We start from the raw sequence: 21,443 nt of genomic DNA, 5'->3' as shown, positions 1-21,443 counted from the left end.
GCTTTGTCGTACTTAGGATGCTTATTATTTTGCAACCAGGTTTTTGTCGCCTGGTTTCCAGTTGATTGGGCACAGGCCGCCGGATTGCAATGCTTGCAATACGCGCAGCGTTTCTTCAACGGAACGACCAACGTCGTTGTGGTTAACGACTTGGTATTTAATTTCGCCTTCCGGATCGATGATGAACAGGCCGCGAAGCGCGATGCCTTCTTCTTCGATCAGAACGCCATAGTCGCGGGCAACGTTCTTCGTGATATCAGCCGCAAGCGGGAAGTTCAGCTTGCCAAGACCGTTGTCATTGACAGGCGTATTGATCCAAGCACGGTGGCTGTGCTTGCTGTCTACGCTTACGCCGAGAACTTCGGTGTTCAGCTTCGAGAACTCTTCTGCCGCCGCGCTAAGCGCTGTGATTTCTGTAGGGCATACAAATGTGAAATCCAATGGATAGAAGAAGAGGACCAGCCATTTGCCTTTGTAATCGGAAAGAGCAGCCGTGCTGAAATCTTGACCATTGCCTGTTACGGTCTCCATCGAGAAATCGGGAGCCGGACGACCAACCAAACGTTCTGCCATGTAAAAAACCTCCTAAAAGTTTGAATGATATGCCGTTGAGAATGAAACTCATTTGGTGACTACGTTTAGAATAATACCAACTATTAAGAACGAAGTCAATATTGAAATTATTACTTATTTATAATTATTCTAAATTACTTCTTCATCGCGGCGATGATCAGATCGCCCATTTCGATCGTGCCGATCGCTTTGCTCTTATCGACCGCGATATCGCCGGTCCGGTGTCCGGCATCCAGTACGGACTTCACCGCATCCTCGATGCATTGTGCCGCTTCAGCATAGCCGAACGTCAGACGGAACATCAGAGCTACGGACAAAATCGTCGCGATCGGGTTGGAAATGCCTTGGCCGGCAATGTCGGGAGCCGAGCCGTGTACCGGTTCGTACAGGCCGAAGCTGCCTTCGCCAAGCGAAGCGGAGGAAAGCATGCCGATCGAGCCGGTCAGCATCGCTGCTTCATCGCTGATGATATCGCCGAACATGTTCTCCGTTACGATAACGTCGAAACTTGACGGACGGCGGAGCAGCTGCATCGCGCAGTTGTCGACAAGCACATGCTCCAATTCGACATCCGGATACTCGACCGCGATCCGGTTCACGACTTCACGCCACAGACGGGACGTTTCCAGTACGTTCGCTTTGTCGACGGAAGCCAGCTTCTTGCGGCGGGTGCGTGCGATTTCGAAGCCTTGGCGCGCGATACGCTCTACTTCTTTCACGTTGTATACGCAAGTATCGACCGCTTCTTCGCCGTGCTCGCCCTCGCGGCGGAATTTCTCGCCGAAGTAGATGCCGCCCGTAAGCTCGCGAACGACGATCAGGTCCGTGCCGTAAAGCACTTCCGGTTTTAGCGTGGATGCTTCCTTCAAGCAGTCGAACACGTTCGCCGGACGGATGTTGGAGAACAAGCCTAGCGCTTTGCGAATGCCGAGCAGGCCGGTTTCGGGACGAAGCTCTTTGGAGTTGTTATCCCATTTCGGGCCGCCGACCGCGCCAAGAAGCACGGCATCGGCGTTCTTGCAGATGTCGAGCGTTTCTTGCGGAAGCGGAGTGCCTTTCTCGTCGATTGCGATGCCGCCGAACAGGCCGTGCTCGGTTTCGAATTGATAGCCGAACAGTTCTTCTGTTTTCTTCAATACTTTCAATGCCTCGCCGACTACCTCCGGCCCGATGCCGTCACCGGCGATTACTGCGATTTTTTTCACTTCTGCCATGGGAAAAACGCTCCTTTTATTCAGGACCTCGTAAGCGTCCTTGATTATGATTCTCAGTCTATCCTAGTTGTACCATAACGACGCCATAAAGACAAAGATATGAAAGCTATGACTTTTATAGGCTCAGCATATAAGATGATGATTTAAGTTAGCTTTCTATGAGCTTTGTTGGATGGTTTGGATCCTGGCTTGGAGATTGATCTTGTGTTTGGTCTTGTGTTCGGTCTTGTGTTTGATCTTGTGTTTGCTCTTGTACTTGCTCTTGTACTTGCTCTTGTACTTGCTCTTGTACTTGCTCTTGTACTTGCTCTTGTACTTGCTCTTCTGCTTGATCTTGTATTTGTGTTTGCATTTGCTCATGTGCCTGCGTTTGATCTCGTACCTCGGACTCGGCCTGATCAGACAGACCGGCGAGATCCGGCTGCGCATGGTGCTGCAGCGCACTTGCCAGCTCGCGGTCCCGCCACCGCTGGTTCACCCAGGTAATGCCGAAGCAAATCGCGCCAAGCATGGTGAACGCGATGATTTTATAGATCGTATCCTCGCCCGATAAATCGAACAGCATCGCTTTCAAGGCCACGATGACCAGCACGCCCGAGCCGAACCAACGGAACAAGCTTCCGCGGCTGTACGCGCCCCATAAGTAGAGCAGCAACGCATAGACCGCCCATGCGACGGACAACAAAAGCCCGTTTCCGATATGCCAATCGTATTCATCCGCCGCGTTCGTAAGCTGAACCGTCAGCAGGCCGCCAACGACGAGGTGCGAGAATATGGCGTACATATGGCCCAGCAGCACATTGTCCGCTTCCCGAGGCAGACTCTTATAGCGGAACATTCTAGAGAAGCAGAAACCAATGGCTGCCAGCAGCATCCACGCCACAGCGCCTCCGTTCAGAAAAGGAACGTACACCGCAAACCAATCCATCCTCGGCACGTCCCAGGTCGTTCCGAACCAATAGGTGCCCGTAAACAGCCAGACCATCGATGCGGCCAGCTTCAAGGCATCCGAACGAAGCTTCATGCCGGCAATTCCGATCAGCACCGCTACCAACGACCAAACGTAGACAGCGATGACGGGACGATACTCCGAGCCGCCGCCGATCTCGGCCAGCCCGATCAAGAGCGTGAAGGCGCCGAACAGCAGATGCGACCAAAATGCAGCCTTCATCTGTCTACTTAGCTTGATGACTAACGCGCTCATCGCCAGATACAAGATGCCGATCGCCACGAGCAGCAGCGTCACCGACAAACGGCTGTCCAGCAGCGCAGGTGCCCACAGGCAGAAGATAACCGTATTCGCGAAGCTTGCATACATATTCCAGCCCGCGAAGTCGCTCTTCTCCCGCCATGCGGAGACGTAGAACGCGAGCGCATAGAAGACGAAAGCCGCAGAAGCATAAGACATCGGCATCGTAAACCAACCGCTGTCGTGATGCGTGAATTGCAAGTAGTACACGGCATATAAGAGCCAGGTCGCTGCAAAAGCGCTAATTCTCGGTTCCAGCCAAGACTTTGCGACGCCGATGGCGAAGTACGCGGCATTGACGACCAGCAGGTATAGGAAGAGCGGGAATACATGGTCCGCATCCGGCCGCAGCACGAGCGGCGCCAGCAGCGCACCGCCAAGACCGAGTCCCAGCAGCAGCCGGTAGTTGAAACGGTACGCATAGGCCGTAATGCCGACCGTGATTACCGACATGACGATGAAGACGGTGAGCGGCTCCCAGATCGCTTCATAAACGCCGGCATACGCGCTGGTCATATACAAGACGGCGGCGCCAAGTCCAAGCAGGATTTCCCCGGCACGCCTCCATTCGGGGCGCTTCGCAAGCGACAGTCCTGACACGACGGCAGCGGCACCGAATAACATGCCGAAACCTAGCTTCATGGGTAAGGTAATCAAGCCTTGCTCCGCGGTGTACTTGAAAAGCGTAGCGAGCGCAGCAAGCACAAATAATAAGCCAATCAGCGTTGTCCAATGTCTTTTCCACAATTCGTTCATTTCGGGCAGCCCCCATTTGGGATGAAGTTTTAGGATGTGCTCCTAATTCCCATTGTAGAGCTGACTCTCCCGCCTCATAAGTACCAACTTTCTCTGGTACCTGGCCATTGGCTCATCCCTTGTGCCTGCCCTGCATTTGCTTGCCTCTGCTTGCCTATGCCTTGCCTATGCCTTGCCTCTGAATGCCTATGCCTGCCTATGCCCATGGGTTCAGGCTTTGGCTCAAAACAGCTCGTGATCCTTCGCTTTCTGCGCCGCGTCCTTGCTGCTCTTTCCGCCGATTTTACGCAAAATATTGCCCACGTGGTTCTTAACCGTTCGCAGCGACAGAAACGATTGCTCCGCAATCTGCGTTTGGCTGTAGCCATCATGAATCATCGACAGCAACTGCACCTCAGAAGGGGTCAGCAGGCGTTTGAACTTGTCGGTCTCGTATTCGCGCTCCAGCTTCTTCAGCCTTCGGAATTCCTCCAGCATCTGTTTGGCTGCAAAAGCGTCGATGGCGGACCGATCCGCTGACGCTTGTCTGACCGCTTCCGGAATGGCGGCGAAGTCCGATTTCACGAGATAATTGACCGCACCGGCCCGGAACGCCTCCGCAACGAATGCGCGATCCTCCATCGACGTAAGCATCACGATGCGCGCTTGCGTTGTTCCTCCTAAAGTGCCTGCCAGCTTGAGGCCGTCAGGACTGTCTGCCAGCATAATATCGAGCAAGATGACATCCGGAGAAGCCTCTGTTGCCAGTTCGATAGCGGCAGCCGCATCGTCCGTCTCGCAGACGACCTTCAAATCCGGCTCGTTGTTCAAATATGCGATCAGCCCTCTGCGCCAATCCGGATCGTCTTCGACCAGCATGACTCGTATCGGCGTGCCGTTCATAGTCGGCCTCCTTTCTGTCTTCGGACTGCGCGGAAATGAAACCGCACGGTCGTGCCTTCTCCGGGTGCGCTACTAATCCGGAGCTCGCCGCCCTGTCGGCTCATGAGCTGGGCACAATACGCCAGCCCGAGTCCGAAATTCATCGCTTTGCCGCTCTTTGTCGTGAAGAAAGGCTCCGTTACCTTTCGGAGCTGCGATTTCTCGATACCCGTTCCCGTATCGCGTATTTCGATCGTGCTGCCGCGCTTCCCGCCGAACACCGAAATGCTCAGCTTCCCGCCTCGGGGCATGGCGTCGATCGCATTTTGCAGCACGTTATGGATGGCTTCCTTCGTCTGCTCCGGATCCGCTTCGGCAGAAGCAGCTTCGTCCAACTGCTGGTGTACGGCAATGCCCCGCTCGGCCGTCTGTCCGGCGATCGCCGCAAGCTGACTGCGAACCAGCTCGGAAAGCGGAACGATGCGCGGCTGAAGTCGCAGCTCTTGTGTCCGCTCGTGAACGCTGCGAATCATCGCTTCGATATGCGCGGCGGCCGTGCTGACCACATTCAAGTCCGCACGAAGCTCGTCTTGGTTTCCTGCTTCCCGGCCGATTTTGTCGGCGAACAGCTTGATCTTGCCGATATCGTTCTTGATCGCATGGTTCAGCATGGCGGTACCGCTCGTAATGGCGCGGAAGGAGTAATCCAGCTGGCGTTTCTCGATCAGCAGCTGCACGCCGAGGAAGCCGAAGTTGAATAAGGAGAAGAGGAACATAACGAAAGCGAAGCCGATCGGCCACACATTGTACACCCACAGCCGGTACAAGCCGAAGAGCGGCAGCACGTAATTCATCACGACCGCGATCAGCACCGCGGGCATGACGGCCAGCAGCATCAGGGCATGGGCACGCCGTTCCGCCGGATGAACATGTGCCTTGCTTAGCAGCAGCACCGTCCCGAGCGCGAGGTAAGGAAGCGCCCAGATGGCCAGCAAATGATAATGAACGGGATAATTGTCCGCGAGCGGAAGCAGAAACATGCCAAGCGGAAGCACGATCGCAGTATATGGCAGCCACCGGTAAACACCGGACGGCAGCAAATCCCGATTATAGGCCGCTCCGAAACACAAGAACCCATAAGGAAGCCCATAATAACTGGTCCACGAACAGCCGCGCTGAATGGTGCGCAGCACCTGCTCGCCCGATAAATCGATCGCGCCGCTGTCCAGCCATGCCACGATCCAGCCCTCCACCACCGAAGCCAGTGCTCCCGTACCCCCGCAGAAAGCGACGAAGCTCAGCCAGCGCCCCGCCGGATTCCGCCGGTTCGCGATCAGCAGAAGCCCCGCGGCGATCCAAAGCACGATCCAAACAAACAACATCTCCCGGAAGCTCCCCCAATGACCTACTAAATGTCTGATTTTCCTTCATTATAGCATGGGAAAAGCTAGTTCTACGCGCGATTTACATCGCTAGTCGTGCAACAAACGTACTAGAAGCCCGGGAGCGGCTGCCTGACTGTAACTTCCTAGAAGTACTGCTCCCATGAAGTCACCCGCAAGGCAAGACGACCTGAGGCTTGCTGCTCTAATGTCTGCACTTAAATTCCTGCTCCTATGAGGTCACCCGCAAGGCAAGACGACCTGAGGCTTGCTGCCCTTATGTTTGCTCTCTTAATCGCTGCTCCCATGAAGTCACCCGCAAGGCAAGACGACCTGAGGCTTGCTGTTCTGGTGTCTGCTCTTAAATCCTGCTCCTATGAAGTCCCCCGCAAGGCAAGACGACCTGAGGCTTGCTGCCCTTATGTTTGCTCTCTTAATCGCTGCTCCCATGAGGTCACCTGCAAGGCAAGACGACCTGAGGCTTGCTCCTCTGGGTTCCGTTCTTAAGAACTTGAACTGGCCTATAAAAACAAAAAACGCCCCAGCAAGCCCGGGAGGGCCGCTGAAGCGTCATCTGTTATCAATTTAAAGGTTCTATTAATAAGAGCGCCCGGAGGGAGGGACGGAGTCGGAGTGTCGCCTTTGTAGTCGGATTTCCACCTCTAAATGTCTAATCCAATGAAGGAAATCCGAACTACAACAGCGACCGCAGACCCGTCCCGCCCGCAGGGCGCCCCCTTATTCAATGAGCCTTTAAATCAGGCTCATTTTGTCGCGTCTCCCCGGCGTCTTCCGTTTCTCCACAAGGCGGTTCAACGCGTCGACGTAAGCACGCGCGCTCGCCTCGAGAATGTCGGTGCTAACGCCGCGGCCTTGCGCGGACACGTCGTCCTGCTTCAGCACGACATGCACTTCGCCGAGCGCGTCTTTGCCGTGCGTAACGGACTTGATGGAGTAATCCTCAAGCTCCACGGTCTCCGACGTCAGCGCATCGATCGCGTTGTAGATCGCATCGACGGAGCCGTTGCCTTCCGCGCGAGTCTCCTGCACGCTGCCGTCCGCCATGCGAATGCTCAGCGTTGCGTTTGGCGTGGACTTGTTGCCGTAGCTGACTTGAATTTGCTCGAGCGTATAGACCTCAGGCGCATCGACAAGCTTCTCTTCCAGCATGGCGCGAATATCTTCATCGCTGACATTCTTCTTCTTGTCCGCGAGGTCTTTGAACTTCGCGAATGCCGCATTCACAGCTTCGTCGTTCAATTCGTAACCCAGGTCGATCAGCTTCTCGCGGAAGGCCGCGCGGCCGGAATGCTTGCCGAGCACGAGCTTGGAATCGACCAAACCGATCGTTTCCGGCGAAATGATCTCGTACGTCGTTTTTTCCTTCAGCATGCCGTCTTGGTGAATGCCGGATTCATGCGCGAACGCATTCGCGCCGACGATCGCTTTGTTGCCCGGAACGACCATGCCCGTCAATCTGCTGACGAGGCGGCTCGTTTTGGCGATTTCTTTCAGGTTCAGGCCCGTTGTCGCTCCGAAGAAATCAGAACGCGTCGCAAGCGCCATCGCGACTTCTTCGATCGCCGTGTTGCCCGCGCGCTCGCCGATACCGTTGATCGTGCCTTCGATTTGATCGGCGCCGTTCAGGATCGCGGCCAGCGCATTCGCCGTCGCCATGCCAAGATCGTCATGGCAGTGCGCGCTAAGCTGGATTCTCTCGATGCCCGGCACTTGATCCTTCAAGGTTTTGAAAATATTTCCGTATTCCGAAGGGTTCATATAACCGACCGTATCCGGAATGTTGATGACGGAGGCTCCCGCCTTGATAGCCATGTCCGTCACTTGGCAAAGGAAGTCCAGCTCTGTGCGGCCGGCATCCTCTGCGGAGAATTCGATTTTGCTAAAATATTGCTTTGCATACCGGATTGCGCGCTCAGCCGTCTCGAGCACCTGCTCCTTCTCCATGCGCAGCTTGTGCTTGCGGTGAATAGGAGAAGTGGCGAGGAACAGATGGAGGCAAGGGTCTTGCGCGCCCTTCAGCGCTTCGACCACGGCATCGATATCCTGCTCGCGCGAACGCGACAGTCCGATGACCGTCGCGTTCTTCACGGCGCGGGCTACCGCGTTAACCGCTGCGAGATCGCCGGGAGAAGCTGCAGGAAAGCCCGCTTCAATGCGGTCTACGCCAAGCTTCTCAAGCTGATAAGCGATTTCAAGCTTTTCCTTCGTGTTCAGGTTCACGCCCGGAGATTGCTCGCCGTCACGAAGCGTCGTATCGAAAATATAGATTTTGCGCATTAGTTACACCTCGGACTTCAAGAATAATCCCGGATAGCGAAACGGCCCTGACGTCTGTCGCATTCGCAAGAGACGCAGGGGCCGGTCCGCATATCCGGGCAACCATGCATTTATATTTCAAAGCTATGAACGGATAACCCGGTTCATGTATTTATTACTTCTTGATCCAGTGCATCAGTTCGCGAAGTTGGCCGCCGACCACTTCGATCGGGTGTTGTGCTTCGTTGCGGCGAGTTGCCGACATGAAGGCATTGTTGGATTGGTTCTCCAAGATGAAGTCGCGCGCGAATTTACCTTGTTGGATATCGGTAAGAACGGCTTTCATCGCTTTTTTCGTTTCGTCCGTAACGATACGAGGGCCAGTAACATAATCGCCATACTCCGCTGTGTTGGAGATGGAATCGCGCATCGTGGACAAGCCGCCTTCATACATCAGGTCAACGATGAGCTTCAGCTCATGCAGGCACTCGAAGTATGCCATTTCAGGAGCGTAACCAGCTTCAACCAACGTTTCGAAACCTGCTTTCACGAGTGCAGTTGCACCGCCGCAAAGGACAGCTTGCTCGCCGAACAGATCGGTTTCGGTTTCTTCGCGGAACGAAGTTTCGATAACCCCTGCGCGCGTACAGCCGATGCCTTTCGCATAAGCAAGACCGATTGCTTTCGCGTTGCCTGTAGCGTCTTGCTCGATCGCGATCAGACCAGGAACGCCGAAGCCTTCAACATACGTACGGCGAACCATGTGACCTGGCGATTTAGGAGCAACGAGCAGGACGTCGTTGTCTTTGCGAGGTTTGATTTGGCCGAAATGAACGTTGAAACCGTGGGAGAACATCAGAGCTGCGCCTTGTTTCAGGTTAGGCTCGATTTCTTCATTGTATACGCGTGCTTGCGTTTCATCCGGCATCAGGATTTGTACGACGTCAGCCAGTTTAACGGCTTCGCCGACGGACAATACTTCAAAACCGTCGTTTTTAGCTTTCTCGGCGGATTTGCCGGCACGAAGACCGATGATGACTTTCAGACCGCTGTCGCGCAGGTTTTGCGCTTGCGCGTGACCTTGGGAACCGTAACCGATAACTGCGATTGTTTTGCCTTGCAGAACGCTTTGGTCTGCATCTTTTTCATAATACAATGTAACTGCCATGTGTAAATGAAGCCTCCTTTTATTTAACCCTTTTGAGCGGGTGTTACAGGCGGGACGCCTTTTCGGCAGCAGGTCGAGCACATGCTCGTCCGAAAATCAGTCTCCGCACTCTAACCCCCGCTCAAAAGCGGTGTCTTCCATTTTCAATCGTTCGTTACATTCATTGCTACCAATCGCTCGCTACATGTCGTAGGTTTGATTCGTTCAATCGGTTACTTCGCGTTGCCGCGGGTCATCGCCGTAACGCCTGTGCGGGACAGCTCGCGAATGCCGTACGGCTTCATGAGCTCAACCATGGCATCAATTTTCTCGGTATCCCCGACAACCTGTACCATGATGGAATGCGTGCCGATATCGACGACTGCTGCCCGGAACGTCTCGACGACGCCCATGATTTCAGGACGGGAAGCAGGTTCCGCGCTTACTTTAATCAGGGCCAGTTCGCGCCCGACCATAGGGTTGGCGCTGAGATCGACGACTTTGATAACATCGATGAGCTTGTACAATTGCTTAATGACTTGTTCCAGCGTATTATCGTCGCCCGTGGTAACGATGACCATCCGGGACAAGCCGGCTTCCTCGCTTGTCCCGACGGTGATGCTTTCGATATTAAAGCCGCGGCGTCCGAACAGGCCGGAAACACGCTGGAGGACGCCGGGCTGGTCATTGACAAGAACGGCTACTGTATGTCTTTTCATTCCGCATCCCCCATTAACATTTGATCGATCGTGGATCCTTGCGTAACCATCGGATACACGTTTTCATGCTTGCGAACAACGAATTCCACGACAGCCGGACCCGGATGGTTCATCGCTTCGGTCCATACCGCACGCGCGTCTTCCTTATTCGAAGCCCGGAAGCCTTTTACGCCGTAAGCTTCCGCCAATTTCACGAAATCCGGGCTGCCGGACAGATCGATGTGGCTGTAGCGATTGTCGTAGATCAGTTCCTGCCATTGACGAACCATGCCGAGCACCTGGTTGTTGATGATAACGACCTTGACCGGAATGTTGTTAATCGCGCAGATCGCGAGCTCCTGCGCGCACATTTGCATGCCGCCGTCGCCGTTGATGGAGATAACCAGCCGATCCGGATTCGCCATTTGGGCGCCGATCGCGGACGGGAAACCGAAGCCCATCGTGCCGAGGCCGCCGGAGGTAACCCAAGAACGCGGCTTGTTGAACTTATAATACTGCGCGGCCCACATTTGATGCTGACCAACGTCCGTCGTAACGATCGCTTCGCCTTTTGATTCCTCATAGAGCATTTCGATAACCCATTGCGGCTTCAGTTCGTCTTCGCTGTCCGTGTACTTGAACGGCTTCTCCAGCTTGGATGCAAGTAGCTGCGCACGCCATGCGTCGGCTTTGGCTGCATATTTCACGTCTTTGTTCGCGATTTGCAGCACCGTCTTCACGTCGCCTACGATCGGAATGTCCGTTGGCACGTTTTTGCCGATTTCCGCCGGATCGATGTCGATGTGAACGATTTTGGCATGCGGCGCAAAGCCGGCCAGCTTACCCGTTACGCGGTCATCGAAGCGCGCTCCGATATTGATAAGCAGATCCGCCGATTGGATCGACGTGTTCGCCGTGTACGTACCATGCATGCCCGGCATGCCTAGCCACAGATCCTCGCCGCTTGGGAAAGCGCCGAGACCGAGAAGCGTCGTCGTAATCGGGATACCCGACTTGATGATAAACTCGTGCAACTCTTCATGACCGCCGGAATATACGACGCCACCGCCCGCAAGGACGATCGGACGCTCCGCTTCCTGGATCGCTTTGAGCATTTTGTCGACCTGCAGCTTGTTCGGCTGTACGGTCGGATTGTAGCCGCGGATGTTCACTTCCGTTGCCGGCTCGAACATCGTCAGTTCAGCAGAAACGTCCTTCGGAATATCGATCAGGACAGGACCTTTACGGCCCGTATTCGCGATATGGAACGCTTCGTGGATGATACGAGGCAGATCGGCTGCCTTGCGTACCAAATAGCTGTGCTTCGTAATCGGCATCGTAATGCCCGTAATGTCCGCTTCCTGGAAAGCATCCGTGCCGATCAAAGTCGTTGCTACGTTGCCGGTGATGACGACCAGCGGCACCGAATCCATATACGCAGTGGCGATGCCCGTGACCAGGTTCGTCGCCCCAGGTCCCGATGTCGCGATGCAAACGCCGACTTTGCCGCTAGCCCGCGCATAGCCGTCCGCCGCATGAATGGCGCCTTGCTCGTGACGGGTCAGCAGATGCTGAAAGTCCGAAAAGCCATGCATGGCGTCATAAATGTACAGTACCGCGCCGCCCGGGTAACCGAACACGCAATCGACATCCTCAAGCACCAAGCTGCGAAGTAAAATTTCTGAGCCCGAGATGACCTCCGGTTGTCTCAGCTTTTCCTTAATTTCCTCTTTTGACCTTAACGTTGCATGTTGAGCGACCATTAAGTCGTCCTCCCTTCTAAAAAAACAAAAAAACCTTTCGTCTCTAGATGCATGCCGCATCCAGGGACGAAAGGTTGATCTTCCGTGGTACCACCCAGGTTGATATACGCCTCACGGCATATATCCTCATAAGGTAAGAAAGACACAGAGGTCCGTTCATACCTTGGCACATTAACGTGTGCCTGACGATTTTCCCTAATGCGCACCGCTAGCAAACGATGCTTTTCAGGAAAACAGCTCCGAGGTGAGCTCGTTGAAAAGGGATTTTGGCGTCGGTTTCAGCAGTTCCGCACGCTCTCTGGAGCAAAAGGGCCCTTAACACTTCGTCCTCTTCATAGCCGATCACTTTATTAACCTACACATAACGGCAATGCCGTTCTTCTTAGCTTATCGTTTATTATATGCTTCGGGATTCCATCCGTCAAGAAGAAGGATGAGCATTCCGAGAAAAACTTATGTATGCCCGTTTGCCGCGGGCGCACGGCCCTCGAAATCAACATAGAATGTAACACCTTACGATAAAGAAAGCAGGATGCCTTATGATTCGAGCACGTCAGGCGCGAACGGATGACAAGGAAATCATACGGCTGATCAAGCAGGAACTGATCCCTCTCTCCTATACGGCTTCGCCTCGGGATGCCCAGACCATTCGAGAGCTGCCGAAGCGTCTCTCCGAAGGCGTCTCGCTTGTCTATTCCCGCACGAAGCGCAGCCTGCCCGTGGGCTACATTCATTTCTATATCCGTGAAAGCGTACTTCTGTATGACCTGCTGGTCGTGCACCCGCAGCACCGCGGCAAGCAAATCGGCACGACGCTGATGAACCAGGCGGAGACGCAGGCGAAAGCAAAGGGCGCCAAGCTCGCCCGGCTGTTCGTCGATCACGGCAATCCAAGAGCCCAGCGGCTCTATGCCAGACTGGGCTTTCAGACCGTCCGCTATTATTCAGAATTGCGCTGCTACGAAATGATGAAGTCGTTGGTGTAGCTGTTACCATGTCTCCGAGCCTGCGGCCCGTTTAATAGAATGGCGTGTTTACAAAGCCCTGTCCGGGCTGGCAGCATGGATTGAAGCCGCCGTCGAAGCCGGGGCCGCCAAAGCCGGGACCGTAGCCAGGGCCCCCGAAGCCGGGACCTCCGAAGCCAGGACCTCCGAAGCCGGGGCCGAAACCTCCGCCGAAGCCTCCGAAGCCGAACGGCCCTGCGAATAAGCCAATGGCCAGCAGATCGAACAAGACGAGCGGAATGATCGCTCTCGTTTGTACTTCTTTGCCTTTAACGACCGGAATGAGCTGCAGCTGGTTTTGATGCATCCGTACGAGCTTGCCCGTAACGACCGATCCGTCCTTGCGAACCGCATAGATGGTCTTCCCGACCAGCTTCTGCGCTTGATCCCTTGTAACGCGTGGCATAGGATTTCCTCCTCATGATTGTACTTCCAATGCTTGTGTGCGCCTTATATGGCAAATGTGACTGCCCGGCATTTGCCGCGGAAGGTAATACGGCGTTGTCCTATACTCTATTCACTAGCAGGAGATTTCGATTGTACCGATGTCCATAGGACACTACACCAATTAAACAAACCCATGCCTCCCGGCATGGGTTGTCGCGCATATGCGCTGTTGGCCGAAGCTATAGTCTCACGCCGTTTGCAAGCAGCAGTTTGCCCGCCTCGATCTTGGAGAGTTTGGCCGGGTCTCCCGGACGTTTGCTCTTGTCCAGCTTGCTAACGGCCGCCAGCTGCGTCTTCGTGACCGGTTCGCCTTAAGCTTGTCGAGGTTGCCGCCGGCAATCTTCGCGGCGATGTCGCGCCCTGTTAAAAATACGAGTCTTTCTTCCCGCACGCAAAAAAGCGCAGCCCCCTGCATAGCAGGAAGCTGCGCCTTATCTCAGATCGGACCGATGTACCGAATCCGCCGATTAACCGATAACCGTCAGTTCTTTCGGAAATTGCGTCAGCACCTCGACGCCCCGTGCCGTTACAAGCACATCGTCCTCGATGCGCACGCCGCCTACGCCGGGGACATAGATGCCGGGCTCAATCGTGAATGTCATGCCTTCACGAAGCAATTCCTCGTTATTCCCGTGGATGGACGGATACTCGTGAATGTCCAAGCCAAGCCCGTGTCCCAGCCGGTGATTGAACTGAGGTCCGAAGCCGGCCTCAGTGATCGATTCGCGCGCCGCGCGATCCAGGCTGCCGAACGTCGCGCCAGGACGGACCGCCTCGATGGCTCGAAGATTGCCGGCCAGCACGGCATTATAGATCCGCTTCATCTCGTCCGTGATTTCGCCAACCGCGAACGTCCTCGTGATGTCCGACGCATAGCCGTCCGTGAACACGCCGAGGTCGAAGAGGAGCAGTTCCCCTTCCTTCACGGCATTCCGGTCCGGCATGCCATGCGGCATCGCGGACTTCGCTCCGGCGAGCACGAGCGTATCGAACGACGGCCCCTGAGCGCCCCGCTTCTTCATCTGGTATTCCAGCTCCGCGACGAGCTCGATCTCCGTGACGCCCGGCTTCGCCAGCGCTATCCCTGCGCGCAGCACGTCCTCGACGATTCGGACGGCATCCCGCATGCGATTCGCTTCTTCCGGGGTCTTGACCGCGCGCATATCTCGCAGCTGCGTGCCGACATCCACGTAAGACGCGGCTCCGATCGCGTCGCTCATCGCCTCGAATCGGCTGACGGTGAGATGCTCCTTCTCTACGCCCAGGCGGCGAACGCCGTTCGGCATGAGGCTGCGCAAGATCGCATGGGCATCGTCCGTATCCGTGTGGACATGAATATTCGTTACGCTGGATGCCGCTTGGGCCGCTTCGTAATCGAGCGCGGGAACGAGCAGCATCGCCTCGTCTCCGCGCGGCAGCAGCAGTCCGAGAAAACGTTCATGGGGTTCGGAGGCGAACCCCGTCAAATAATACACATGCTTCGGCGCGGTGATCAGCATGGCGTCGATTCCGTTATCGAACATGTATGTTTGCAGCTTATTAATGCGGGTTGTCGGGATATTCATCTCATGACCGCCTTTCCATTCTATTGTACGATCCCCGTACGAAAGTATACAGAACAAAATAGCGCCCTCCGCAAGGGAGGGCGCTATCGTCATCTATGCGATGCAAGTAAACTAGGCGTTTACTTTTTGTTTCGCAAGGTTAGCAATCGCGTTGAACGAGTTGATGTCGTTCACGGCGAGGTCAGCCAATACTTTACGGTTGACTTCAACGCCGGCTTGTTTCAAGCCGAACATGAATTTGCTGTAGGACAGGCCGTTTTGGCGAGCTGCCGCGTTGATACGAACGATCCACAGTTTGCGGATGTCGCGTTTGTGTTGACGACGGTCACGGTATGCGTAAAGCAAGGATTTCATTACTTGCTCTTTTGCTGTTTTAAACAGGCGGTGCTTGGAACCGAAATAACCTTTTGCCAGTTTCAAAATTCTTTTACGACGACGTGCGCGGACGAATCCGCCTTTAACTCTTGCCATGAGTAGAAACCTCCCGAGATATTAGTAAGATTATGAATTAACCTTTGATGTTTGCAAGACCTTGAGCCAGACGCTTTACGTCTCCTGGAGCCATAACAGGGTTCGTAGCCAGAACGCGTTTTTGACGAGCCGATTTGCCCGACAGAAGGTGGTTTTTGTAAGCTTTATAGCGCATTACTTTACCTGTACCTGTGATTTTGAAGCGGTCTTTCAAGCTGCTGTGTGTTTTCATTTTCGGCATTTGGTGTTCCTCCTCAAAGAATGTTGGTTACGATGGTTTAGGTGCCAAGATCATGATCATGCTGCGGCCCTCAAGCTTCGGAACGCGCTCCATGACGCACAAATCGGCTACTTCGCCTGCAAGCCGGTCCAGAATTTTCTGGCCGACGGAAGCATGCGTGATTTCACGTCCGCGGAAACGAACGGAACATTTCACTTTATCGCCTTCGCCTAGAAACTTCACGACATTGCGGAATTTCGTTTGGTAGTCGTTCTCGTCGATGTTTGCACGGAACCAAACTTCCTTGGTGTCGACGATCTTCTGGTTCTTGCGGGCTTCCTTCTCTTTCTTCTGCTGCTCATAACGGAATTTGCCATAGTCCATGATGCGGCACACCGGCGGTTTAGCTGTCGGTGCAACGTTTACGAGGTCCATGTTCAAATCGATTGCCATTTGCAGTGCTTCACGGAAAAGCTTAATGCCGATCTGCTCGCCTTCGGCGCCTACGACGCGGACTTCTCTCGCCCGAATCTCATCATTGATTTGATGTTCCCTGCTAATAACCTGCCACCTCCAAAGTTTATGAATCGAGAAGTCGCCTTCTCTCAAAAAGATCAGAAAAGAACGCGTAGCTCTCATACTCCCTGATCTGATCTTCCCAGCAAAAGCAAAAAATGCGGGTCCGCTCGGGACCCGCATTTCAATAACCAAGATGAAAGGCATTCTAATCAGCTCGTAGCTGAAGCCTGTTCTTAATCATCGATCGCAAACCGTTCAGCCGCAGCCGAATAGGTGAGAAGCGGGCGCCTCTGCTTGTGCGTAAACATGAATTCATTGTAATCAACACACGTTACCGAAATAATATAGCATGTTTCGTTGCCTATAGTCAACCTATCATGAAAGCCACATTTTGTGGGAATCGACTTTGGCGCTTGGCGAAGCATCGAGATTGCGAATGGGAACGACTTTGGTGCGGAGCACCACGGGAGCGATCATCGCAATCTCGATACGAAGCCGTAGTGCGCCACGGTAACGAGCCTCAAATTATTACACTTGCTTGCTCTGCACCTCTTCAAGACGAAGCACGCGCGTATGCTGCGTGTGGCTCCATTGCTTGTTGTTTTGCGTGAAGAACGCATAGAACGTAATCGGCAGCCACGACAGCTGGAAGATGACCATCGAGAACAGGTGCAAGTACATCTTCCATGATTTGATGCCTTCGAGCATCATGACGAGCGGGAACATGATGACCGTTGCCGTAATGGCCACGACCGCAACCCAGCTCGGCAGGTAATAATAAATCGACGCGAACACGTTGTCCGCCGGAATCAAGTTATCCATGTAAAGCAGTGCCGTGACCAAGAAGCCGAGGAACGTGTTGTATACCGAGATGGAATACAGCGCCGCGTCGAACTTGACGAAGCTGCGCTCCTTGATACTCTGCCACAAGAGCGGGAAGAAATAACTGCGCGCCACGGTGAAGTGGCCCTGCATCCAGCGCAGGCGCTGGCGAGCCGAAGCCTTGAACGTGAGCGGCTTCTCGTCGTACACCTTCGCGTCGTAATTCAACACGGGATGAATGCCGCGTTTCACGCAGCGCATCGAAAACTCCAAATCCTCGACAAGGCTTGTCGCGCCCCAGCCCATTTCCTTGATCAGCTCGGTGTCGAAGCACATGCCCGTGCCGCCGAGGTAATTGGCCATATTCAGGTTGCGGCGGGACAGCTGCCACAGCCGGTTGCAATACCAGTACGTGATGGCATACGAAGCGGTAACCCAGGAATCCGTCGGGTTCTTCGTATCCAGATAGCCTTGAATGACTTTATGCCCTTCGCACAAATCGTTGTTCATATGCAGCAGGAAGTCGTTGCCCACGAGGTTGTCGGCATCGAACATGACGATCGCGTCGTACTGGCGCGGCATCGCCCAAAGTTCCTTCAGCATCCATTCGATCGCGTGGCCTTTGCCGCGAAGATGCGGGTTCTTGCGTTCGCACGCCGTAGCGCCGTAGCTGCGCACGATTTCGGCCGTGTTGTCCGTGCAGTTGTCGCAAATGACGAAGATATCGTAAAGTTCTTTCGGGTAATCCAGTTTTTGCAGGTTCTCGACGAGCGCTCCGACGACTTGCGCTTCATTGTGCGCGGCGACGAGGACGGCAAACGATTTTTGCGGCTTATGCTGTGCGGTTTTGCGTTTTCTGGCGATGCCGAACAGGGAAATGCAGAATTGATAAACCCCTACGAAAGCCAAAAAAACTTGAAACAAAATAATGATGGTGTTGATCATTACGTTTTGTTACCCCCTTGAGACCCCTTTTTGTTATATTCTCTCTGTTCTGTGGTCGGACAGCCGAGGTATCTATTTTTTGTAAACCACGGCCCTACTGATTTTCCATGCTGAGCATGCATTTGTCAAAAGTGGAAATCGGCGCTGAGCGCTTAAGAAAGCGAAGAAAAGCGCTTGCATCGGAACTGTGCGGGACTGAGCCCCTGTTTTCTTCCCGATTGCCCTTATTTTCGGCCATTTACAACGAAAACATGTTTCATTTTTATTGAACGTGAAATAAAGCCATTTGGTTTCGCCCGATTAACCTCGTATGTGACGAATTGATGAACGTATATCCGGCTGGATGACCGTCGTTTGCAGCTTAGCCAGCAGATCGTCGAATATCGCATCCCACGATTGCCGCAGGCTGTGCGCGAGTCCCCGGGCTATAAATCGGCTGCGCAGTCCTTCGTCGCGATACATCCGTTCCAGCGCATCGCTGAACGCATCCGCATTGCCTTGCTCGCAGCATAGACCGTTCCATTCATGCCGCACCGTATCCGTAACGCCGCCGGTATCGGCGCAGACGACAGGCGTGCCGCAGGCCATGGCTTCCAATACGACGTTGCCGAAGGTTTCCGTCGGAGACGGGAATAGGAACACATCGGATGCCGCATACCACTTCTGCAGCTCCGGCATGGCCGTAAATCCAAGGAAATGCGCGGATACGCCCTCTCGCAGCGCCTGCTGCTTGAGACTGTCCATGGACGGACCATCTCCTGCAAGGACCAGCGTCGCTTCCGGACATACGTCTCGCTGAAACTTGGCGAACGCCGAGATGGCAACATTCACGTTCTTCTCCGGGGCAAGCCTGCCCGCGTAAAATACGATGAACTTGCTGCGCTCGAGACCGTGCCTGACCAGCAGCTGCGCTTTGTCGGCATTCGGATGGTAAGCCTTCGTATCGACGCCCCGCGTCCACACTTCCAATCGTTTCTCGTCCCACCCCCGTTCCTTCAAATCCTGAAGGGTTGATGCGGAGGGAACGAACACATACCGGCAATCGGCATGAAACCAGTCGATATACCTCCATAACATCTTAACCATCCATTGGATATTGTAAAACGCCAGATAGCGGTCAAAATGCGTATGATACGAAGCAATTAGCGGAATACGGTGTTTTCGAGCGTATCGAATGCCGAGCAAACCCATGTTAAACGGCGTTGCGACATGGATCATCGTTGGCTGGAACGCATTCAGCGCCCGGCGCACGTGCAGCGGATTCGGCAGTGCCAAGCGGCACTCCGGGTAGAGGAAAAACGGCAGGCTGACGAAGCGTTCCACGAAGGGTGAAGCCGCAAGCGGCGCGGTGACCGCAGGATCTGGGGCGAACACAAGGCAGGGAATATTCCGCGCGTGCAAATAATCCGACCATCGCTCCAGCGTTCGTGCCACCCCGTTGATTTCCGGTGCAAACGTATCCGTGAATATAGCCAGCCGCATTCCAAATCGCCTCCGCCGTTCGGCTTGTGCAGCGCTTCCTTAGGAAGAAAGTCGCTGAAGCCGGTAGTTTGGAGTGAGTGTAAAGGAATTGTATTACCGCGGTATCAAGGCTTCATGAAGGGTTAATGAAGAATTTCGTTCGAAGTTAATACGGGGTTAGCAGACCGTTGATGTCGCGCGAACATTCGCGGCTTATGCTGGGAAGGAAGAGTGCCAACTACAACGCATACCGGAGGAGATAGCCACATGGTGAATATGGTTTTCTGGGTGTTAGCGCAGGAACAACGGATATTCTTCTGGGCGAATCGCAGGCCGCTTCATCGTGGCGCGGACGTATGGCTGAGCAGATGGCTAGGTACGAGTACCCATATGGGAGGGGCATCGTTCACCCTACTTACGGCCCTGGCCTGCGCGCTTGCCGCCCCGGGCGCGTGGAGCACGGCTGGCTGGCAGTGCCTCTCGGCCGTAGCCGTCAGTCATATTCCGGTCGCCGTCGTCAAACGCAAATTCAGCCGGCTTCGTCCGTATCAAGCGCTCGCGGAAGTCCATACATGCCAAAAGCCGCTGCGCGACTCGTCGTTTCCTTCGGGTCACACAACGGCTATATTCGCCTGGCTCACGCCTTGGCTGATGGTCGATTCCGCGCTGCTGCCGCTCCTCGTGCCGATCGCGGTGCTGATCGGCGGGTCGGTCGCGTGGTCGCGCATGTACCTCGGCTTGCATTATCCTTCCGACGTCACCGTCGGCGCCATACTCGGATCGTTATCTTCCGTGCTTGTCTCCGCCGCTTGGTCCTTGATCTGAGCCGCGCGCTTCGCAGCCTTGTGGGCAGCGATCGCCTGCTCGCCGATCACGACTTCCACGCGGTGGATATTATTGCCGCGTTCAACGAATTTGCCCTCGTATTCCGTGAGCACGAGATCGTCGCGCAGCTCTTCCTTGTGCAAATGCAGCGAAATGTTGCGCATATGCAGCTCCATATCCGCGAAACTGTTTAGCGAGAATTCAAACAGGGACTGCGAATCGGTCTTCAGATGAATTTCGCCGAGCTCGTTCAGGATCTCGATATATTTCGCCACGAATCGCGGATGCGTCAGGCGGCGGCGCGCATGCTTCGCTTTCGGCCACGGATCGCTGAAATTGAGGTGAATCCGTTGCACCTCGCCGGGCGCGAACATGCTCTCGATGCCCTCGATATTGGCGCGAAGCAGCGCAAGGTTCGGCGGCTGCGTCGTTCCGTGAGCCGCTTCCCAAGCATTGCGGGCCTTCTCGCTCGCGCGGCGAATCAGCTCGTCGTACATGTCGACCCCGATATAATTGATGTGCGGGTTCCGCACGCTCATGTCGCTGATGAACTTGCCTTTGCCCATGCCAAGCTCGATATAGATCGGATTGTCGTTGCCGAAAAACTCGTGCCAGCGTCCCTTATGCGGTGCCGCATCCAGCACGACCAGCTCCGGCTGGGCTTCAATGCTTTCCAAAATTCCTTTTCTTCCTCTAAGGCGCATAATGCACTCATTCCTCCACGTCTTCTTAAGCTAGTCCTTATTGTGCCCGAATTCCGCACTCCTTGTAAAGTCCGAATGCCCTCCTGCCAGCCGGTTTCGGCGAACGGTCATAACCGGTTGCAGCTAGACGTACCTCTAGGAAAGCATAATAAAAGCCGAAGGCTCTTCGCCGTCGGCTTCAGTCGGTTACGTTCGGTTTATGTTCGGTCTACGTTCAATGCTTGCTTAGTTCAACAGCTGCCGAGCGGCGCTCTCTTGCGACTCGAGGATATCATGCAGTTTCTTGCGAGCGGATACTTCGATATTATGGTTGCCGTGGAAACGGATCCCTGCCAGCGACATCAATTCTTTTCTCGTTAATTCAACCGTGACTTTCTCATCGCCCTGCGGAATTTTCACTTGCGTATTCATTCCTCATCACCTCACTGGTTTATTCATGCGAATTTCCAAAAAATCAACTTGCTATGACAACTAGTGTGAAGGTGGTAAAAGTAGTGATATTGTTGATCTATCGCCCTTTTAATATAACAGTTCATGTAA

At 54.4% G+C, this 21,443-nt stretch carries 20 protein-coding genes; 2 read left to right on the top strand and 18 right to left on the bottom strand.

The window, feature by feature from the left end:
* Positions 1 to 24: 24 nt before the first annotated feature.
* The 9 genes from AC0YNU_RS16160 to ilvB all read right to left on the bottom strand — a co-directional run bounded on the left by AC0YNU_RS16160 (position 25) and on the right by ilvB (position 11,920).
* On the bottom strand, positions 25 to 573 hold the full coding sequence (locus tag AC0YNU_RS16160; protein WP_475758279.1) for a peroxiredoxin: 549 nt from the start codon (positions 571 to 573) through the stop codon (positions 25 to 27).
* 134 nt (positions 574 to 707) lie between these two features.
* Positions 708 to 1,787 (bottom strand): 3-isopropylmalate dehydrogenase, encoded by a 1,080-nt coding sequence (gene leuB / locus AC0YNU_RS16155; protein ID WP_475758277.1) that lies wholly within the window; start codon positions 1,785 to 1,787, stop codon positions 708 to 710.
* A 148-nt stretch (positions 1,788 to 1,935) separates the two neighbouring features.
* The gene (locus AC0YNU_RS16150; protein ID WP_475758275.1) at positions 1,936 to 3,792 is read right to left on the bottom strand and encodes a DUF2339 domain-containing protein; all 1,857 of its coding nucleotides are present in this window, start codon (positions 3,790 to 3,792) and stop codon (positions 1,936 to 1,938) included.
* Positions 3,793 to 4,014: 222 nt separating this feature from the next.
* Positions 4,015 to 4,674 carry a response regulator gene (locus AC0YNU_RS16145; RefSeq protein ID WP_475758273.1) on the bottom strand — a complete coding sequence of 220 codons (660 nt, stop codon included), beginning with the start codon at positions 4,672 to 4,674 and terminating at the stop codon, positions 4,015 to 4,017.
* Positions 4,671 to 6,035: a sensor histidine kinase gene (locus tag AC0YNU_RS16140; RefSeq protein ID WP_475758270.1), complete on the bottom strand. Its 1,365-nt coding sequence runs from the start codon at positions 6,033 to 6,035 to the stop codon at positions 4,671 to 4,673. Before AC0YNU_RS16140 ends, AC0YNU_RS16145 begins: the two co-directional genes overlap by 4 nt.
* A gap of 753 nt (positions 6,036 to 6,788) precedes the next feature.
* Positions 6,789 to 8,333 (bottom strand): 2-isopropylmalate synthase, encoded by a 1,545-nt coding sequence (locus AC0YNU_RS16135; RefSeq protein ID WP_475758268.1) that lies wholly within the window; start codon positions 8,331 to 8,333, stop codon positions 6,789 to 6,791.
* A gap of 154 nt (positions 8,334 to 8,487) precedes the next feature.
* The gene (gene ilvC / locus AC0YNU_RS16130; protein ID WP_475758869.1) at positions 8,488 to 9,480 is read right to left on the bottom strand and encodes a ketol-acid reductoisomerase; all 993 of its coding nucleotides are present in this window, start codon (positions 9,478 to 9,480) and stop codon (positions 8,488 to 8,490) included.
* A 212-nt stretch (positions 9,481 to 9,692) separates the two neighbouring features.
* Positions 9,693 to 10,178, bottom strand: coding sequence for an acetolactate synthase small subunit (gene ilvN, locus AC0YNU_RS16125; RefSeq protein ID WP_475758266.1), 486 nt, complete (start codon positions 10,176 to 10,178; stop codon positions 9,693 to 9,695).
* Entirely contained in the window at positions 10,175 to 11,920 is a 1,746-nt protein-coding gene (ilvB, locus tag AC0YNU_RS16120; RefSeq protein ID WP_475758264.1) for a biosynthetic-type acetolactate synthase large subunit, read from the bottom strand. The genes ilvN and ilvB overlap by 4 nt, the downstream gene beginning before the upstream one ends.
* Before the next feature lie 539 nt (positions 11,921 to 12,459).
* Between ilvB and AC0YNU_RS16115 the strand changes: the two genes are divergently transcribed.
* Complete coding sequence (locus tag AC0YNU_RS16115; protein ID WP_475758262.1) at positions 12,460 to 12,906, top strand: GNAT family N-acetyltransferase; 447 nt, start codon at positions 12,460 to 12,462, stop codon at positions 12,904 to 12,906.
* A gap of 31 nt (positions 12,907 to 12,937) precedes the next feature.
* Here AC0YNU_RS16115 and AC0YNU_RS16110 read toward each other — a convergent pair whose 3' ends face one another.
* From AC0YNU_RS16110 to AC0YNU_RS16080, 7 genes are all read right to left on the bottom strand, one after another.
* Positions 12,938 to 13,330 (bottom strand): hypothetical protein, encoded by a 393-nt coding sequence (locus AC0YNU_RS16110; protein ID WP_475758260.1) that lies wholly within the window; start codon positions 13,328 to 13,330, stop codon positions 12,938 to 12,940.
* A gap of 508 nt (positions 13,331 to 13,838) precedes the next feature.
* Complete coding sequence (locus AC0YNU_RS16105; RefSeq protein WP_475758258.1) at positions 13,839 to 14,936, bottom strand: M24 family metallopeptidase; 1,098 nt, start codon at positions 14,934 to 14,936, stop codon at positions 13,839 to 13,841.
* A gap of 111 nt (positions 14,937 to 15,047) precedes the next feature.
* On the bottom strand, positions 15,048 to 15,407 hold the full coding sequence (gene rplT / locus AC0YNU_RS16100) for a 50S ribosomal protein L20 (protein WP_475758256.1): 360 nt from the start codon (positions 15,405 to 15,407) through the stop codon (positions 15,048 to 15,050).
* A 37-nt stretch (positions 15,408 to 15,444) separates the two neighbouring features.
* Positions 15,445 to 15,648, bottom strand: a complete 204-nt coding sequence (gene rpmI / locus AC0YNU_RS16095) for a 50S ribosomal protein L35 (RefSeq protein ID WP_162643265.1) — start codon at positions 15,646 to 15,648, stop codon at positions 15,445 to 15,447.
* A 27-nt stretch (positions 15,649 to 15,675) separates the two neighbouring features.
* Positions 15,676 to 16,266: a translation initiation factor IF-3 gene (gene infC / locus AC0YNU_RS16090; protein WP_475758253.1), complete on the bottom strand. Its 591-nt coding sequence runs from the start codon at positions 16,264 to 16,266 to the stop codon at positions 15,676 to 15,678.
* 408 nt (positions 16,267 to 16,674) lie between these two features.
* Positions 16,675 to 17,913 carry a glycosyltransferase family 2 protein gene (locus AC0YNU_RS16085; RefSeq protein ID WP_475758251.1) on the bottom strand — a complete coding sequence of 413 codons (1,239 nt, stop codon included), beginning with the start codon at positions 17,911 to 17,913 and terminating at the stop codon, positions 16,675 to 16,677.
* Positions 17,914 to 18,213: 300 nt separating this feature from the next.
* Positions 18,214 to 19,395 carry a glycosyltransferase family 4 protein gene (locus tag AC0YNU_RS16080; protein WP_475758249.1) on the bottom strand — a complete coding sequence of 394 codons (1,182 nt, stop codon included), beginning with the start codon at positions 19,393 to 19,395 and terminating at the stop codon, positions 18,214 to 18,216.
* A gap of 246 nt (positions 19,396 to 19,641) precedes the next feature.
* On the opposite strand from AC0YNU_RS16080, the gene AC0YNU_RS16075 reads away from it, so the two are divergent.
* Entirely contained in the window at positions 19,642 to 20,199 is a 558-nt protein-coding gene (locus AC0YNU_RS16075) for a phosphatase PAP2 family protein (RefSeq protein ID WP_475758247.1), read from the top strand.
* Here the strand turns inward: AC0YNU_RS16075 and trmB are convergent.
* Positions 20,118 to 20,903, bottom strand: a complete 786-nt coding sequence (trmB, locus tag AC0YNU_RS16070; protein ID WP_475758245.1) for a tRNA (guanosine(46)-N7)-methyltransferase TrmB — start codon at positions 20,901 to 20,903, stop codon at positions 20,118 to 20,120. The two genes, AC0YNU_RS16075 and trmB, sit on opposite strands and share 82 nt — an antisense overlap.
* Before the next feature lie 225 nt (positions 20,904 to 21,128).
* Entirely contained in the window at positions 21,129 to 21,314 is a 186-nt protein-coding gene (locus AC0YNU_RS16065; RefSeq protein ID WP_161701545.1) for a hypothetical protein, read from the bottom strand.
* Positions 21,315 to 21,443: the final 129 nt, after the last annotated feature.

Source organism: Paenibacillus sp. J31P316, assembly GCF_056269105.1.
Note: the sequence above shows the minus strand (reverse complement) of the source record. Positions and strands in the feature narration are given on the sequence as shown.